A 15,650-nucleotide genomic window follows, 5' to 3' on the forward strand; every position below is an offset into this window, starting at 1 on the left:
CGCCATGACCCGGCGCGCGCCGGGGCCCCATCGGGCGCGAGAAATCGCTGACCTTTTGGCCCGGCACGGCTCGGTGCAACTGTTAACGCAGGGATTCGCTTTTTTGTCGGGTATCTTGATCGTTCGCTCCATGGAAAAGTCCGAGTACGCCGGATATGCGATTTGTATTGCTCTGCTGTCAGCGGTCGCCGGTATCGCGGAGGGAGGACTGAACTCGAGCCTGATGTCCATCGGCGGTCAAATCCGTGCGGACCGCGACGCATTTTCGACACTCTACTCGTCAGTGCTCAGATATCGGCTTATCATCGGTCTGCCGATCATCATCGTCGGAACGGCCGGGGTGGGAGCCGTCCTGCTGGCAAACGATTTCGACTGGTGGCGGACCAGCGCCGCCATGCTGCTGACCGGCGTCTCCATGTGGTTTGCCCTGCATTCAGGGACGGTCTACACCGTCCTCCGCCTCGACTACGCGTTCCGCTATATCCGTACGGTTAACCTCGTGGCCGCGGTCGCGCGAGTTGCGCTGATTATAGTCGTAATGCTCGCCGACCTCGGTGGCATGGAGACTGTACTGGCGATCGGACTGGTCGTCATGTTCGGAGCGAATCGCATTATCAGTCGTGACGTCCGCCGTGCTCTCCCGGCTCAACCCGCAGACGTCCCCCTCTACAAGAAGACGTTCCACTCCACTGCCCGTCGAGTGATGCCCATGAACGTCGCTCTTATCCTCTCCGAACAGGCAGTCCTCGTTTTCCTGACCATTTACGGTGCCACATCGAGTATTGCCGAAATCCAGGCCATGGCCCGTTTCGGTGCCGTTTTCGTGGTTGTTAACGGACTCCTTCTTGACCTGGCCACACCGTACATCGCCAGAATGCCGTCGGGGCCGGAACTTCTCACCAAGGGGTTGGTGCCCATCCTGGGCACCTACGCCGTACTCTGTACAGCCATCATCACCCTGGGGGCCCTATTTAACGACGTGTTGCTCGCCATTCTCGGAGATCAGTACGGCGGACTCGGTCGCCCGCTCGTGTTTGTCCTGATCGGGCTGGCCATTGCGCAGTTCTCCCGTGCGTTCGGCGTGCTGAATCAAGCCCGGGGTTGGTTGCAGCACTCGTGGATCTACATACCGTTGATCCTGGTGTGGGGAGCGGTGTCGATTTCCCATCTTGACCTGACGACGACAATGGGTGCAGCGCTGTTGATGGCCACACAGCCGCTGGCGGAGCTCATCACCCAGACCGTCCGATTCCTCTCCGGATATGTGCACGACCAGAGGGCACGGGCGCGTGAGTCGTCCTCAAGTTCAACGGTTGGTGGTTAGTTCGCCTCCGTTGCGACTTCACCTGGTCAAATCGGAATAGAGCGACTCGAGTGCACCCGTCTGGAGCTCCAAGGAGAATTCGCTGATCACTCGGGCCCTTCCCGCTGTTCCCATGGCCCGTGCCGCCTCTGGATCCAGCACAAGGCGTTCCAGGTACGAGCTCAGCTGCTCGATGTCGCCCTCCGAGGCGAGAAGGCCTGTCAGTCCGTGCGAGACGGCTTCACTGACGCCTCCGGACGCGTATGCCACTACCGGAAGCTCTTGGAGAGAGGCTTCGAGGAAAACCATGCCAAACCCTTCGCGTGTGCCCCGAGCGCTCGGAATGGAGGGCGCACAAAAAATCGAGTGCCGTGCGAGGAATCCTGGAATGTCGCCCTTTGGTAGGTGGCCAAGGAAAGTGCAGTCGAGCCCGAGTTTGGAGGCCAATCTTGTGAGCTCCGGCCGCAACGGGCCATCCCCGGCAATACTGATAGGGATGGACCGGGCGCGAGGATGCTTCATGGCCGCCACGGCCCGCAAGAGATGCTCCGCGCCCTTAATTTCGATGAGCCGTCCCACGAACGCTATGCCGTCTCTGGTGGAAGAGACCGCAGCCGGCAACACCGGTGTGCCGGTGTAGATCACGTCGATCTTCTCTGCCGGGGCCCCCGCTGCCATGAGACGGTCCGCCAAATACCGCGAAACGGCGATGAAGCGGTCGCCCCGACCGAACAGTGATGTAAGGGATCGTCGATACCAGGACTCGGCGCCGGGTATATTGCTTCCGAATTGATGCGTGTCGGATCCGTGGAACGTGGTGACATGGGGTATTCCGTGGGATTCGGAGAGCGGAAGGGAATAGATGCCGCCCGATCCGAAATGTGCGTGCATCAAGGCGGCGTCTGCTGACTCAAGATGGCGCATATACGTGTTGCGCCTGGCCTTGGTCCGGAATGCGCGGCGAAGCGCCTTACCGGATGGCGTGTTTGGGAACGGAGCGCAATCGGCGTGCATCAGGCCGTTCTCAAGATTGTGAAATCCAAGCGTGGTCACTTTCCAGTTTTTTAGTGACGACGTCTGTCCGACGATAAAAGTTTCGGAGTGCGGCAACCAAGAATTCTTCCACACGGCAACGGTGTTTTCGGACACGCGCTCGTCCTTTCTGCAATTGTCATACGGATAAGGATCCGCGTTTTACGGTGTGTCCCGGTGCATGGTTGCAGATCCGAGATCAAGATTTTCGATCAGTCTAACGGGCTTGAGGCCCCGGCGAAGCATGTCGTGGTGACTAGTCTGAAAAAAGCAAGTGGTGTCTAGTGCAAGTCGGCGGGGTGTATGACTTCAGAGCGCACGCACTCTGTGTCGCAGGGGACCGTGGCGGATTTTCACCGAGGGATTGACGGTTGATGCTCAGCGTTCGGGCTCGGATACAGATAGTTTGGGATGCAGGGCTGTAGCATCGGAGATACCGACACCGCGATCTGTACGAGGCGGAGTACGAGCTTAATTTGGACGTCCTAGAAATAAGGGTGGGTTTGGATAATGGTTAGTGACGCTCTCATCAGATTTGTGGTGCCCACGCTGGGGCGGAATCTGGAGTGGCTGGAATTGACGCTCGATTCCGTAGCGAGGCAGCAGGTCGACGTGGATCTCGTTCTCGTGGCTCCCGCTAGTGCATCCCTGGACGGGCTGGCCAAGCAATATGGCGCACGCATCGTCTCTGAGCGTGGCCAATCGCTGTCCGAGGCGCTCAACCAAGGATTCGAGGACCTTCCTGCCGCTGTCCGTTATCTCGGGTGGCTCGGCGACGACGACGTGCTCGCTCCGGGCTCCTTGGCATTGACTGTAGGTGTCCTGGAGAACGAGCCCCGGGCCTCTCTGGTCCTGGGACGAGTGCGCTATATCGACGCGAATGGAGACTCGAAGTGGGTCATTCGGTCCGGGGCGTGGGCGGCACGCTATGCGGTGTTCGGTAAGAACTTCATGAGCCAGCCGGGTTCGCTCATGCGACGGGACGCCTTCGAAAATGTCGGCGGTCTAGACATCGGACTGCGCAACTCCATGGATCAAGACCTGTTCATTAAGCTCTCAAGGGTCGGCAAGGTCGTCTACGTGAATCGAGAAGTGGCCTCGTTCAGGGTCCACGCCACGAGCATCTCGTCGACCAAGGGTGCGGGGGACGAGTCGGCCTTGGTGTCGCAACGATACGCCCCGAGGATCCCCGGAGTTCTGGTTCCTCTAGTTAAGGCGGGACTGTTGGCGTCTGACAGGTTCTTGCTTTCTGTGCTGCCCCGTATCCCTCACGCCGACGCTCCCGATGTGGGAAGCAGGCCCTACTACCGCTCAGGCCGCGACGATCGTGCCGGGTAGCCTCCAGAAGCACGTCGTATTTCGTCGGGGACGGCAACGACTCCAGGCCAGCCTCCCGCACCGGGAGAGTGGGTCTGTACGGGCGAAACCTCGTTCCTCAAGCGCATCAGTCCGTCACTCGTGGCGCATTTCCTTTGAGGATGTGTCGCCTGAAGGACAGAGCCTAGCGGAGTCCTCGGCGCCTTGGCGGTGGATGTGGCTCGAGCGTTCAACCAGACGGAGGCGGTAAGGAAGAGCGACCAGCTGACCCAATCCAGTCGGCCAGTGCTCCACGGGCGTTCCGTGATGGACAGGGTCGCCGCCGGTGCGAACAGCAGGAGAATGGTGGTGAGATGTGCCCTGTTCGAATGGACAACATGAGCGACGAAAACAGCGAAGGCCAGCAAACCAATAGCCCCTCCGACGAACAACACGTCCAGCAGTTGGTTGTGCGGCGAGTACGCGGAGGCCCGAGCAATGTCTCCCGTCGCTTGCAACGCCGGCCAGCTGTCCGGGCCTAGTCCCAGCAATGGGTAGTCCGCGATGCGCATGAGGGCCAGGTCCCATAAGCCGCTTCTCCCGGTGAACGTCACCGGGTCGAGGCCGCTGAACGGCAATACAACGCTCAGCGCTGCAGGCCCGGCGACTCCGACGACGAAGATCGGCAGCACGAGCCGCCTGTGCGCGTGGGTCGTGTATGAGTGCACTAAAATGAGTGCGAAAGTCAAGATGATCGCCAGTTGTGAGGTCCGGGATCCGCTCGACAACCCCAATATGGCGGCAATAAAGGCGACCGGTAGCCCAAACCTGCTTAGTCCGAGATAGAGCACAGGGACGGCCAGGGCGGCGAGCATGCCGAACGAATTGAAATTGTACGATGCGCCCGAAAAAAGGTGGCCTAAAGGGCCGCACTTCCGAAGATCACATTCGACCATCACTGCGTCCGGTGCAAGGATTGCGGCAATACCGCTAAGGCCCATCAGGACTCCGAGCGCGTGGGCGGACCCGAAAAGTCCAGACAGATTACGCGGCGCAAGGAGAAGCGGTGCCGCGGCGACGTACGTAAGAACGGAGGGTCCCGCAGGGAGCCCTTGCGTAGTGTGTGCGTGACCGAAAATCCCGGCCACGAGTATAACCCCCAATAACGCGGCGGCCGTATTTATGCGGACCTCGCGCCGCACTCGTGCGGCTAGATAAGTAACGGCGCTCGCCAGGACTAGAGCAGGGGTGACACTGGCCGCCGCAAGGGCTGCACCCGACATGGACACCGTCGTTGCGCCTCCGAAACCTACGGTGACTTGGCGTCCTCCGGTGAGTTGGGCGATCAGCCCGGCCAACGACGGAAGAATAGTAAGCGCCACAAAATACAGAAATGTGGAGTCCACAGCCTTCGCTCTCCAGTGCACCCGCAGGCTACTCAGTGTCAGGCCGAGAGCGAGGACGCCCAAAGTGGCGTAGAGATAAGCCATGTTTTCCTAAGCACCTGGGCCCATGCGCACTACTGCGGGGGAAGCGGTGACAGGGGTCGTCTTTCGACCCTTGCTGATTTCGTGCGGCGGGAGGCGCAGGTACATGAAAATTATCGACCTTTAGGGGGTAGGGGCAGATGGAATAATAGGGAAACGGCTTATTGCCAGGTCACCCCGGTTTTAATGACTCGTGCCGGGTTTCCGGCTACCAAGGAACCCGGCTCGAGGACGGATCGGGTCACGACCGACCCCCCGGCGACGATGCAACCTTCGGCGATTCGCACGCCTTTGTAGACTTTGACACCGCTGCCGATCCAAACTCTGTCGCCAATCTCGACTGACGACCGAAAGCTCGTGGCTGGAGGGAGCTCCACGTGCCTTCGTGCAAGCCCGTGGGCATGAAAATCCGTGTCGAGCAGCTGAACTTCCCACCCGATCGCGCACTTGGCCCCTACCGATATGCCCTTACTTGAGACGAGGAGGACATTGGGGGAGAAGTATGTTCCGTCGCCGATGCTAACGATCGACTCTGGGCCGATGTCCCACCGCGCGCCGCCACCTACGGAGACGTCCCCTTCAAGGATCAAGGTACCGCGATTCCGGATGAGGGCGGCCTCGGATCCGTCCAGAAATCCGTAGAAGCCTGTTCCGAAGCGGAGACGAGCGTTTCGGGCAACGCGCAAGTTGCCGTAATTGAGGATGCGGAAACGTCTGCCAACGAGCGCATTCCTCGCTGTGGTGCGAAGGGAGAACGTCGCGGTTCTAATCACGGACGGTCGAAAAGGACGTTCTCCGCCGGACTCGAAGAGTCGCAATGCACGTTTGAGGATCGCCATATGGTGCACTGTATCGATATGTCTGCTCATTGAGCGGTACGACTCGTCGATGACCCGGTACGTATTGGAGATTTGACGGTCAACGTATCCAGGCTCAGCTCCCAATGCATGCTCGCCGTGCCGCATTGCTCGAGCGTGTGCTCAATACGCACCTTCCTTCACCATCACGGCTTTAAGCGTTCGTCCCAAGATCAACACGTCCTGCACCGGGGACCAGTTCTCCACGTAGTAGAGATCCAAGCGCACGGACTGCTCCCAATCGAGGTTCGACCTGCCCGAAACTTGCCACAGGCCGGTGATGCCGGGCTTCACGCGCAGTCGACGGTGAACGTAGTCCTCGTACTGCTCCACCTCCGCGGGGAGCGGGGGGCGGGGGCCCACCAAGGACATTTCGCCCTTGAGTACGTTGAGGAACTGGGGGAGCTCGTCGAGGCTGTAGCGGCGCATCCACTTGCCGGGGGCGGTGACGCGGGGGTCATCCTTCATCTTGAACAGTAGGCCGGCGCCTTCGTTCTGCTTCTTGAGGCGCTGAAGGACCTGCTCAGCGTCGGTGCGCATGCTGCGGAACTTCAACATCTTGAACCGCGAGCAGTCCTGGCCGATGCGCTCCTGGGCGAAAAAGGCGGGGCCCTTGTCGTGGGCTTTGACGATCAGAGTCAGGGTGAGCAGGACGGGGGAGAGGATGAGCAAGGCGGCGCCGGAGCCGAGGATGTCCATGAGGCGCTTGGTCATGGCCCGGCTACGGCTCAGCTTGGGGGTGGCCACGTGAATGAGGGGAAGACCGGCCACCTGCTGCATGTGGATGCGGGGGCCGGCGATGTCGGTGAGGCCGGTGTCCATGACCAGTCGGATGTGGGCGTCGGCGAGCTGCCAGCTGAGGTGGCGGATCTCCGTGGTGCCCAGGGGGACGTTGGAGGACAGGACGACGGTCTCGATGTCGCGCTCGTGGCACGCGTCGACAATGCCCTCCACGGTGGGGCGTGCACCCGGGGCGAGCGCGTTGGGCGGGAGGCTCATGCGCTGCAGCTCCGCGGGGATCGGCTTGCGGGTTTCGGGGACGTAGATGGCGGCCGCGTCGAGCCCGGAGGTCGGGTGCTGGCGCAGGGACTTGATGAGGTCGCACGTTCCGGCCAGCCGGCCCACCACCATGGTCCTGGACAGCGCCTCACCCTTGTAGCGGGCCTTGACCAGCCGGTCCCGCACGAGAAAACGGCCGAGAATCAGGAAGCCCAGCCCGAGGGGGAGGGCCAGCAAAACGTAGCTTCGCGCTGTGGGGAGGTCGAAGCCGAAGGAGATGATCGCGATGGCGCCGAAGAGGATGAGGCTTGAGTGCACCACCTGCCGGGTCTCCTCGAGGCCGTGGCCGATGAGGCGGACGTCGCGGGCGCCGCGGGCGCCCAGGTGCATCCACCAGGTCAGGGCCAGGGCGATGCCCACGATCCAGTAGGGAACCGACAAGGGGCCGAGGTCGAGGCCGGCGTTCTCCAGCTGGAAGCGGAGCAGGTGGGCGCCAATGAGGGTGACGAGCAGGGCCAGTGCATCGGCCCAGCGCGTGCGGGTGAGGTAGGCGGAACGCCATCCGGAGCGGGACGCGGCGTCGCGAGCGGTGGTTCGTGTGCTGTTGAGCTGCGGACGCCGGTGGTCGTCCGCTCGGCTGATCTCGTTGACCTTGAGCATGGTGGTGCTCCCTCCCCGAAAAAGCACGCGGCCACCTGGGGTATCTCCTCCCAGCCCGTGGGAGAGACGGTGGACCGCGCGCTGCGTTGCACTTGTCGCCAGTTTAGTGGCGCAAATCGATGAAACCGGCTCTATGACGAAGGAGTTTGCGTCTGCACTTGCCTGTGCCGAGAACTCGCGGGACGGCGTCGTGCCTAGTGGTGACCGGGATCACGTCGTCGGGCGGGGAAGTCGCCCCGACGGTGACGGTGCCATTTTCTGTCCCCCACTCGGGGGACCAAGGCATTGTGGAGCCGGCCGCTCAGGCGGCGCGGGCCTCCGGTGCGGTGTGGTCGGCGGTGCGGAGGTGCTCGGCCTTGAGGCGGCGGAGGTTCAGGGCCAGGCAGCTGGGGGCGTAGGCCGGGCGGATCACCACGGGCGTGCCCTCGTGGCCGTGGGTGGCAAGGATCTCGCCCAGGGCGGCCTCGTGCCGCTCGAGGACCACGTGGCCGAAGTAGTGCTCGTTGAAGAGGTACGCCAGGTCCAGGGCGTAGGCCCAGGTGGGGGTACCGACCTCCATGGACGCCTTCGGGCAGTCCCAGTCGCTCGGGGTGCCGGCGGTGCGCAACTGGGTGCGCAGCACGCGGTCGAGGGCCTCGGGGGTGAAGGCCAGCGTGAGCTCGGCCACGTCCTCGACGATGTCGAGCTCCAGGAGGGTGAGTCCAGCGGGGGAGCAGGACTCGAGGTAGTGCTGGACGTCAGTGGCAAGGGGGGAGGTGCGCATCGGATTCTCTCTTGTCCGTCGAGGGGTACGGATCTTCGGGTCCTCCGAGCGTATCGGGGCAACGGTCCTAGTGGGGGGCGTTTCTTGTCCCCACATGGTCCCCATCGGACCGGACAAAAGTCTATTGTCAGCCTCTTGTTCCTATGCGGAGAGTGGTTCGGGATAGACCATTGTCCAGGCGGTGTGTCCGGAGTGTGTCGGGGGCCACACGGGCCGCTCTGCTGGCCGGGGCAAGACTGCGTGAATTCATACGTGTACTGATTACTTCCCGGGCGCGGATACGCTCGAACGGTGAATTCTCCTGAGCGCGCGCGGGGCGGGCCGTCGCCGTCCGGAGCAGTGCTCCTCGCCGATCTGGTGCAGGACATCGGGGGGACGCTCGCCACAGGTGACGTGCTCGACGACCCGGTGGTGCGCCGGGTGGTGGAGGACCACCGCGAGGCAGGCCCGGGCGACCTCTTCGTGGCGCGGCAGGGCGGTCGCGGGCACGGCGTCCGGCACGCCGCGGCGGCGATCGAGGCCGGTGCGGTCGCGGTGCTCACCGACCGCCGTGGGGTACAGCTCCTGGGGCAGTCGCCGGAGGTGCCGGTGGTCGTCGTCGACGATCCGCGCGCCGCGCTGGGCCCGGTGGCGGCCCGGTTGCGGGGCCACCCGGCCGCGGACCTGACCATGCTGGGGATCACGGGCACCAACGGGAAGACCACCACTGCCTATCTCCTCGAGGCGGCCCTGGCCCGCCTGGGCCGCCGGCCCGGGCTGCTGAGCTCCCCGGAGACCGTGGTGGGCGACCGGCGCCGGCCCAGCACGGTCACCACTCCCGCCGCCCCGCTCCTGCAGGAGCTGCTGGCGCAGATGCGGGACGCGGGCAAGGACGCCTGCGTCATGGAGGTCAGCAGCCACGCCCTGGACCAGCACCGGGTGGACGGCATCCGCTACAGCGTGGTCGCCTTCACCAACCTCACCCACGAGCACCTCGACTACCACGGGGACATGGCGTCCTACTTCGCCGCCAAGGCACGTCTCTTCAGCCCCGAGTTCACGTCCCGGGCGGTGGTGGTGGTCGACGACGACGCCGGGCGCCGTCTCCGCGACCTGGCCGGCCGCCGCGGGGTGCCCGTGGTGAGCCTGGCCAACGATCCCGGGTTGGACGCGCAGTGGCACATCGCGGGGGAGCGGGGCGAGGACGCGTTCCTCCTCCAAGGCCCGGCCGGCAGTCTCGCGCTGCGGACGCCGCTGCCCGGTGAGCACAACCGGACCGACACCGCGGTGGCCGCACTGATGCTGCTCGAGCTCGGGGTATCGCCCTCCGAGGTGACTGCTGCTCTCGACGGGCCGGTGAGCGTTCCCGGCCGGATGGAACACGTGGAGCTCGGGCCGGGGTGGCCGACCGTCGTCGTCGACTTCGCCCACACCCCGGACGCGCTCGCGTCCTCGGCGGCCGCACTGCGGGCGCGCACTCGCGGGCGGCTCGTGGTCACCGCAAGCTCCGGCGGGGACCGCGACCCCACGAAGCGCGAACCCGCCGGAGTCGCGGCCGTGGAGTCCGGCGCCGACGTGGTCCTGGTGACGGACGACAACCCCCGGACGGAGGACCCGGCCGCCATCCGCGCCACGGTGATGCGGGGCGTTCGCTGTGCGGTGGAGGCGCGGCGGTCCGCCGGTCTGCCCGTGCCCGAGGTCGTCGAGCTGCCGACCCGGCGGGAGGCCATCCGCTTCGCCCTCGAGACGGCCGGACCGGACGGCACGGTGGTGCTCAACGGCAGGGGGCACGAGCAGTGGATGGAGATCGGCCCGCGAGGGAGCCGGGTGCCGTTCGTGGACCGCGACGAGGTCCACGCGGCCGCCGCCGCGATCACTCTCGCCAGGAACGCTCCTCGTCCCGGCCTCTGACGGCACAGCCTGCCAGTCAGAGCGGCAGCGGCCCGGCCCGGCTCTGCGGTGGAGTTCTGTCCGCGCCTACGCGACGAAGATGCAGAACGGGTGCCCGGCGGGATCGGCGAACACGTACAGCGGTTCGTCCGGGTCGTCGGCGCGATCGAGCAGCTGCTCGGCGCCCAGCTCGAGGGCCCGTTCCCGCTGGAGCTCAAGCGCTTCCGAGTCCTGGACGGTCAGGTCCAGGTGCAGCTGCTGCGCGACGCCCGAGGCGTCGGGCCACGTCACCCGGGGCAGGGCGGGGACGGCCTGGAACGCCAGCTGCCGTGCACCGTCCGCGTTCGTGAGGACCAGCCAGTCGTGGTCGTTCGCGGAACCGTCCGCCGGCGGCTCGTCCCCGGGCCGGTACTGCAGACCCAGCAGCTGCCGATAGAACTCCGCCAGCCCCCGGACGTCCGTCGTGTCCAGCACGGTGGTCTGCAACTGCGGATAATCGGTCATCCGTACACCTCTTTTCCTGGCGTCCACCTCTCACGGTAGTCAATGGCCCGCCGGGGCGACATTCCGCCGCAGGGCGTGGAAGGCACGGGAAGCTGGCAGGTCCGGGACACGCCCCTGTTACCCAGCTCACGGAGGCTGGGGGAGGACAGGTGCTTCCGCCGGTCCGCGCAGCGTCCCGGAAGGAACCCCACGATGACCGTGACCCTCAGCATCCTCACCGCCTCCGCTCCCACCGGGGCGGTGGAGTGGGCCCGCCTGTTCTCCTACCAGCTGCCCTCCGGCCACGACCCGGGTCTCGAGGCCGTGCTCGAGTCCATGACCGAGGGCCGACGCGTCCCCGGGCACACCTACGTGTGGGCGGACTACCGGGTGCCGGTCGAGCTGGTCCCGGCCTGCCTGCTGGACACCGAGCACGAAGCGAACATCAGCCACGGACGGATCACGGATTTCCACGGCGTGGACCTCGTGTCCGTGGTGGCCGACTACGAAGTGGCTCGAGCAGCGCTGCTCGAACTCGGGACTCCCGGTGCGGCCGACGCGGCCCTGATCCCGGCCGCCTGAGCGGTTCAGCGGCGGGCCGGACGCGCTAGCATTCGCAATTTTCACCCACTCTCGGGGTGGCGCCCCCGCCGTCGGACGAGCCCTGCCGGAGACCGGCCGTCCCCTGCTCACCAACAACGGGCACCTGCACGCCCACGCCCAGCAGCGCCTGGTGCGCACGTCGTCGTCCTCGGCGATCCCGGTGCTGTACGACGGGGCAGGCGCCCCCTTTTTTTCCATGGCCCGGCCGACCGCCCGCGTCATGCGCGACGAGCACGGGCGGGCGGAGGGGGCCGTGCTTTCCTTCAGCGACGTCACCGAACTCGTGGACGCCTTGCAGGCCAAGGACGAGCTCGTGGCCGGCATCTCCCACGAGCTGCGCACCCCGTTGACGTCCATCCGCGGCTACACCGAGCTGCTGGCCATGGACGACCGGCTGCCCGGCTCTGCGCAGACCGGTCTGGAGGTGATCGAGCGCAACGCCGACCAGCTGCTGAGCCTGGTCGACGACTTCCTGAACTCCCACCGGGACGCCGCCGATCTGCACGTCGTCCCCGCGGATCTCGTGGCGCTGCTCGAGCAGTCCGCCGAGGCGGCCCAGCCCCACGCCGATCGGGCCGGGATCACCGTGAAGGCCTGGGCGCCGGACACCCTGGTGGTCGACTGCGACCCCGTGCGCATGCGCCAGGTCCTGGACAACCTCATCTCCAACGCCATCAAGTACTCGCCCGCGAACAGCACGGTGTTCGTGCTGGGCACCCAGTCGGGCGACTCCGCCCAGGTGCAGGTCATCGACCACGGCTACGGCATGTCCTCGGAGGACGTCCGCCGGGTGTTCGAGAAGTTCTACCGCGGCCCCAGCGCCCGGATGAGCACCACTCCGGGCCTGGGCATCGGGCTCGCCCTGAGCAAAGCCATCATCGAGCAGCACCGCGGAACCCTGACGTGCCACAGCACCCTGGGTGAGGGCACCGTGTTCACTCTGACGCTGCCGATGACCTCAGCGCGCGAGGGGGTCCCGGTCGCCGACGATGCCCGAACTCAGACTTTCGTCGGTGGGGCCGGGGCCTCCGGTGTGGCTACGGTGAAGTAGCCGCTTCTCCGTCGTCGAACTCCCCGAGGTGTTTCCATGTCCCGTCCCGTCACCGGTTCTCGCGCCTTCTTCGGCGGGCCGCCGTGGTGGGCGGTGCTCGCCGTGCCGGTGGGACTGGTGCTCGCGCTGTTCGTGCTCGAGGGCCTCGGCGTGCCGACGGCACCCGCGGTGCTGGGACTTTTCGCGGTGCTCTACGCCGTCTTCAGCGTGGCCACCGGCGTGCGGCGCGGCTGGCGCATCGCGCTGCGCACGGTGGTCCTGCCCGCCGTGGCCGGCCTGCTGGCCGGCGCGGCGGTGATGAGCTCCGGGGCGACGATCACCGGGGTGCAGGCCCCGTGGGCGGACGACACCTATCTGCCTGGGCTCCTCGCGCTGGTCGCGGTGATGTACGGACTGCAGCACCTGCTCTCCCGGCGTGGTCGCGCGGTGCCGACCGGACGAGCCGGCCGATGAGACGGCCCGGCGGAGGAAGGCGCGTCAGTGCGCGCCTTCCTTGGCGACCACGGCCTTGACGGTGCGCAGCATGATCACGAAGTCCTGGACCGGGGACCAGTTCTCCACGTAGTAGAGGTCCAGGCGCACGGCCTGCTCCCAGTCCAGGTCGTCCCGGCCCGAGACCTGCCACAGGCCGGTGATGCCGGGCTTGACCCGCAGCCGGCGGTGGACGTGCTCCTCGTACTGGGCGACCTCCGAGGGCAGCGGCGGGCGCGGGCCCACCAGGGACATCTCGCCCTTGAGGACGTTGAGGAACTGCGGCAGCTCGTCGAGGCTGTACTTGCGCATCCACCGGCCCGGGGTGGTGACCCGGGGGTCGTCGGCCATGAAGAACAGCACCCCGCCCTTGGCGTCGTTGGCGGCCATGAGCTCGGCCTTGCGCTCCTCGGCGTCGGTGTACATGGAGCGGAACTTCAGCATCCGGAAGCTCGTCCCGTCGAGGCCGGTGCGCTCCTGGGCGAAGAGCACGGGCCCGCCGTCGTGGGCCTTGACAATCATCGCGAGCACGAGCATCACGGGTGACAGGGCCACCAGCGCGGTGAGCGCGCCGATGATGTCGACCGAGCGCTTGAGCATCCGCCGGGAACGGCTCAGCCGCGGGGTCGAGACGTGGATCAGGGGCAGGCCGGCCATCTGCTGGGTGTGGATGCGCGGCCCGGCGATGTCGGTGAGCCCGGTGTCCAGGACCAGGCGGATGCGCTCGTCGGCCAGGTACCAGGACAGGTGCCGGACCTCCTCAGAGCTCAGCGGCGCGGACGCGGCCATCACCAGGGTCTCGATCCGGTGGGCGCGGCACGCGGCCACGATCCCCTCCACACTGGGCGCCTCACCGGCCGGCAGCATGTTCTGGGGCATCGGCACCCGGGCCAGGTGGTGCGGCAGGACCCGGGACGACGACGGCGCGTAGACCGCCACCGGGTCGAAGCCCGCGGCCGGGTTCTGCTGCAGGGACTTGAGCATCTCCACGACCCCCGGCACGCGCCCGACCACCAGGGTCCGGGACATCGCCTCGCCGGCCAGCCGGCGGCGGGTCAGCCCTCGCCGCACCAGGCCGCGGCCCGCGAGCAGCAGGAGCGTGCCCAGCGGCAGGGCGATCACCACGTAGCTGCGGGCCATCGGCACGTTCAGCACGTAGGACAGGATCGCCAGGGCGCCGAAGAGCACCAGGGTGGCGGAGACCACCTGCCGGTTCTCCTCCACGGCGTAGCCGATCAGGCGCACGTCGCGGGCGCCCCGCAGTTCCAGCCAGCCCCACCAGGCGGCGCCGAGCACGGTGCCCACCAGCCAGTAGGGCACGGTGAGCCGGCCGAGCTCCAGGGCTTCCTGGTCGAGGCCGAAGCGCATCAGCTGCGTCAGCACGAGCGTGGCCGCCAGGGCCAGCGCGTCCAGGCGACGCAGGCTGTTGATGTGAGTCTCCCGCCAGGCGGCAGGTCGCACGGACATGTTCTTCTTGAGCACGTTGGTCACTCCCCCCGAGTGTGCGGGGGCCGGAACACTCCTCCTACGCCCCCCGGCGTGGTTCCGGCCCCCATCGATGACTTTACAAGTGCACATCGATGTAAACAGGTGCTTAACAGGGGACAGTCCTGAGGGGTGGATGCTCCACTCTCTTTGCTAGCGTGAATGCAAGCGCATGTTCGCCGGTCCCCAGGGCTGGGGGTCGCGAGACGTGCGCTGCAGGGGTGCCGGTCCGCCGGCGGGATCCGGGGGGATTTCGCCGCACCACGGACGGCGCTCCCTGGTCGAGAGGCCGGCCCGGTTCCCGGGTCCCGGCGGGGGAGCGAGGCGCCGCAGAGGCGCAGCACAGGGGGAGTTCGCATGTTGAAGCACCAGTCCCGTGACCGGAGCACGGACCCGATCGAGATCCCGGTCAGCGGTGTCCGGGTGACGCCGATGGACGCCGAGGAGCTGCACCGATGGATCTCGGCCACGTGGCAGGAGCGCCGCAAGGCCGCCGTCCTCGCCCACAATCTGCACAGTCTCTACACGTGGGAGGTCAACCCGACGTTCCGCGCCTTCTACGAGAAGGCCGACGTGGTGCTGACGGACGGCTTCCCCGTCCTGAAGCTGGCCAAGTGGCGCTCCGGGCGCGACCTCAGTGCCAAGCGGCACCGCCTCGGCACCCTGGACTGGCTGCCCGGCCTGATGGGTCGCACCCCGGTGCGGCGCGTCGCCGTCGTCGGCGCGACCGCCGCCGGCAACGCCCGCACGGTGGACCTGCTCCGGCGGGACGCGTCCGCCGGGCGGATCGAGGGCTGGCCGGGGGAGGGCTGGAACCCCGTGCTCGAGGACCACGTCGTCCGGTCCCTCCAGGAGTTCCGGCCGGACTTCGTCATCGTGGGCCTGGGCATGCCGCTGCAGGAGGAGTTCCTGAGCCGGCGCTGGGAGGAGCTGCCCACGGCGATCTACGCGGCCGTCGGCGGCGGGATCGACGAGTACGCCGGCATCCAGAAGCCGCCACCGCGCTGGCTCGGCCCGATCGGGCTGGAGTGGGCGTACCGGCTGGTGACGCTGCCGAAGCGGCTGGGCCACCGGTACGTCGTCGAGCCGTGGATCCTCGCCTACCTCCTGGTGACCAAGGCCGTCCGGCGGGGTGCCGTCGCCTGAGCCGACCCATCGCGGGGGCCCGGGAGACCCGTCCAGGGCCGTCGGGTTCCGTGGCGCGTGCTAGCCTTATGCGGTTGCCAAGGCGAGGGGACCCCTGCGGGTCCCGTGATCGACGACGGCTGGTTGAACGTTCCCGCCCCCACCG

At 66.4% G+C, this 15,650-nt stretch carries 14 protein-coding genes; 7 read left to right on the forward strand and 7 right to left on the reverse strand.

Going from position 1 to position 15,650, the window contains the following annotated elements:
- Window positions 1-130: 130 nt before the first annotated feature.
- Window positions 131-1,324 (forward strand): hypothetical protein, encoded by a 1,194-nt coding sequence (locus tag E7Z53_RS14900; protein WP_176338087.1) that lies wholly within the window; start codon window positions 131-133, stop codon window positions 1,322-1,324.
- Window positions 1,325-1,342: 18 nt separating this feature from the next.
- Here the strand turns inward: E7Z53_RS14900 and E7Z53_RS14905 are convergent, their stop codons facing one another.
- Window positions 1,343-2,452: a glycosyltransferase gene (locus tag E7Z53_RS14905; protein ID WP_176338088.1), complete on the reverse strand. Its 1,110-nt coding sequence runs from the start codon at window positions 2,450-2,452 to the stop codon at window positions 1,343-1,345.
- Between the two features lie 420 nt (window positions 2,453-2,872).
- Between E7Z53_RS14905 and E7Z53_RS14910 the strand changes: the two genes are divergently transcribed.
- Window positions 2,873-3,673: a glycosyltransferase gene (locus E7Z53_RS14910; RefSeq protein ID WP_176338089.1), complete on the forward strand. Its 801-nt coding sequence runs from the start codon at window positions 2,873-2,875 to the stop codon at window positions 3,671-3,673.
- On the opposite strand, the gene E7Z53_RS20855 is transcribed toward E7Z53_RS14910, so the two are convergent.
- The 4 genes from E7Z53_RS20855 to E7Z53_RS14930 form a co-directional block, all read right to left on the reverse strand.
- Window positions 3,640-5,121, reverse strand: coding sequence for an O-antigen ligase family protein (locus E7Z53_RS20855; protein WP_369597997.1), 1,482 nt, complete (start codon window positions 5,119-5,121; stop codon window positions 3,640-3,642). The genes E7Z53_RS14910 and E7Z53_RS20855 overlap by 34 nt on opposite strands.
- 158 nt (window positions 5,122-5,279) lie before the next feature.
- On the reverse strand, window positions 5,280-5,957 hold the full coding sequence (locus E7Z53_RS14920) for an acyltransferase (protein WP_176338091.1): 678 nt from the start codon (window positions 5,955-5,957) through the stop codon (window positions 5,280-5,282).
- Window positions 5,958-6,098: 141 nt separating this feature from the next.
- A complete protein-coding gene (locus E7Z53_RS14925) occupies window positions 6,099-7,634 on the reverse strand; it encodes a sugar transferase (RefSeq protein ID WP_176338092.1) in 1,536 nt (511 codons plus the stop codon).
- A gap of 301 nt (window positions 7,635-7,935) precedes the next feature.
- Window positions 7,936-8,397, reverse strand: coding sequence for a hypothetical protein (locus E7Z53_RS14930; RefSeq protein ID WP_176338093.1), 462 nt, complete (start codon window positions 8,395-8,397; stop codon window positions 7,936-7,938).
- A gap of 291 nt (window positions 8,398-8,688) precedes the next feature.
- Between E7Z53_RS14930 and E7Z53_RS14935 the strand changes: the two genes are divergently transcribed.
- Window positions 8,689-10,287, forward strand: coding sequence for a Mur ligase family protein (locus tag E7Z53_RS14935; RefSeq protein ID WP_176338094.1), 1,599 nt, complete (start codon window positions 8,689-8,691; stop codon window positions 10,285-10,287).
- A gap of 66 nt (window positions 10,288-10,353) precedes the next feature.
- On the opposite strand, the gene E7Z53_RS14940 is transcribed toward E7Z53_RS14935, so the two are convergent.
- Window positions 10,354-10,770: a VOC family protein gene (locus tag E7Z53_RS14940; RefSeq protein WP_176338095.1), complete on the reverse strand. Its 417-nt coding sequence runs from the start codon at window positions 10,768-10,770 to the stop codon at window positions 10,354-10,356.
- A 192-nt stretch (window positions 10,771-10,962) separates the two neighbouring features.
- Here E7Z53_RS14940 and E7Z53_RS14945 point away from each other — a divergent pair, with 192 nt between their 5' ends.
- From E7Z53_RS14945 to E7Z53_RS14955, 3 genes are all read left to right on the forward strand, one after another.
- Entirely contained in the window at window positions 10,963-11,331 is a 369-nt protein-coding gene (locus E7Z53_RS14945) for a hypothetical protein (protein ID WP_176338096.1), read from the forward strand.
- Window positions 11,332-11,482: 151 nt separating this feature from the next.
- Window positions 11,483-12,403, forward strand: a complete 921-nt coding sequence (locus E7Z53_RS14950) for a sensor histidine kinase (RefSeq protein WP_176338097.1) — start codon at window positions 11,483-11,485, stop codon at window positions 12,401-12,403.
- 36 nt (window positions 12,404-12,439) lie between these two features.
- Window positions 12,440-12,856, forward strand: coding sequence for a hypothetical protein (locus E7Z53_RS14955; RefSeq protein WP_176338098.1), 417 nt, complete (start codon window positions 12,440-12,442; stop codon window positions 12,854-12,856).
- 24 nt (window positions 12,857-12,880) lie between these two features.
- Here the strand turns inward: E7Z53_RS14955 and E7Z53_RS14960 are convergent, their stop codons facing one another.
- Window positions 12,881-14,365, reverse strand: a complete 1,485-nt coding sequence (locus E7Z53_RS14960) for a sugar transferase (protein ID WP_176338099.1) — start codon at window positions 14,363-14,365, stop codon at window positions 12,881-12,883.
- A gap of 351 nt (window positions 14,366-14,716) precedes the next feature.
- Between E7Z53_RS14960 and E7Z53_RS14965 the strand changes: the two genes are divergently transcribed.
- Entirely contained in the window at window positions 14,717-15,505 is a 789-nt protein-coding gene (locus E7Z53_RS14965) for a WecB/TagA/CpsF family glycosyltransferase (RefSeq protein ID WP_176338100.1), read from the forward strand.
- Window positions 15,506-15,650: the final 145 nt, after the last annotated feature.

Origin of the sequence: Kocuria salina (assembly GCF_013368965.1) — a bacterium.
In the GTDB taxonomy this organism is placed as follows: Bacteria; Actinomycetota; Actinomycetes; order Actinomycetales; family Micrococcaceae; genus Kocuria; species Kocuria rosea.

Coding starts and splice junctions, on each gene's coding strand:
- E7Z53_RS14900 (WP_176338087.1), top strand. CDS start 131: ATGGAAAAGTCCGAGTACGCCGGATATGCGATTTGTATTGCTCTGCTG.
- E7Z53_RS20855 (WP_369597997.1), bottom strand. CDS start 5,121: ATGGCTTATCTCTACGCCACTTTGGGCGTCCTCGCTCTCGGCCTGACA.
- E7Z53_RS14920 (WP_176338091.1), bottom strand. CDS start 5,957: ATGGCGATCCTCAAACGTGCATTGCGACTCTTCGAGTCCGGCGGAGAA.
- E7Z53_RS14925 (WP_176338092.1), bottom strand. CDS start 7,634: ATGCTCAAGGTCAACGAGATCAGCCGAGCGGACGACCACCGGCGTCCG.
- E7Z53_RS14930 (WP_176338093.1), bottom strand. CDS start 8,397: ATGCGCACCTCCCCCCTTGCCACTGACGTCCAGCACTACCTCGAGTCC.
- E7Z53_RS14940 (WP_176338095.1), bottom strand. CDS start 10,770: ATGACCGATTATCCGCAGTTGCAGACCACCGTGCTGGACACGACGGAC.
- E7Z53_RS14945 (WP_176338096.1), top strand. CDS start 10,963: ATGACCGTGACCCTCAGCATCCTCACCGCCTCCGCTCCCACCGGGGCG.
- E7Z53_RS14955 (WP_176338098.1), top strand. CDS start 12,440: ATGTCCCGTCCCGTCACCGGTTCTCGCGCCTTCTTCGGCGGGCCGCCG.
- E7Z53_RS14965 (WP_176338100.1), top strand. CDS start 14,717: ATGTTGAAGCACCAGTCCCGTGACCGGAGCACGGACCCGATCGAGATC.